Genomic DNA, 425 nt, shown 5'->3' with positions numbered 1-425 from the left:
CCTGTACGAACGCCTCGGCGGCCGGCGCCGCATGGTCTCTCTGCGGATGCCCGAGCGGCGCGACGCGCTGGGCGGCCCCGCGACCCCGGAGCCGGAAGTGGCCTGACCGCCTCGCCGGCTACAGCCACCCCCGGCGCTTGAAGGTGCGGAACAGCACCACCTCGAGCACGGCCATCAGCGCGATCACCACCGGGTACGACCACGTCCAGCGCAGCTCGGGCATGTGCTCGAAGTTCATCCCGTAGATGCCCGCGATCATCGTGGGGACCACGGCCATGGCCGCCCACGCGGAGATCTTCCGCATGTCGTCGTTCTGCTGCACGCCCACCTGCGCCAGATGCGCCGACAGGACGTCCGAGACCAGCCGGTCCTGCCCCTCCACTGTCTCGTTCACGCGCGTGAGGTGGTCGTGGACGTCACGGAAG

The 425-nt window shown here is 70.1% G+C and carries 1 protein-coding gene and 1 pseudogene; one reads left to right on the top strand and one right to left on the bottom strand.

All coding sequences use genetic code 11. From position 1 onward, the window contains the following. Positions 1–106 (top strand): annotated as a pseudogene (locus LPA54_RS39830) (ferritin-like domain-containing protein); the annotation flags it as partial. 12 nt (positions 107–118) lie between these two features. Here LPA54_RS39830 and LPA54_RS39825 read toward each other — a convergent pair. Continuing rightward, positions 119–425: CorA family divalent cation transporter (locus tag LPA54_RS39825; RefSeq protein ID WP_306806639.1), on the bottom strand; the 307-nt coding region annotated here is incomplete at its 5' end.

It is taken from the genome of Streptomyces sp. DH12 (genome assembly GCF_020873895.1).
In the GTDB taxonomy this organism is placed as follows: domain Bacteria; phylum Actinomycetota; class Actinomycetes; order Streptomycetales; family Streptomycetaceae; genus Streptomyces.
The sequence above is the reverse complement of the archived record's forward strand: the minus strand, read 5'-3'. Positions and strand labels throughout refer to the sequence as shown.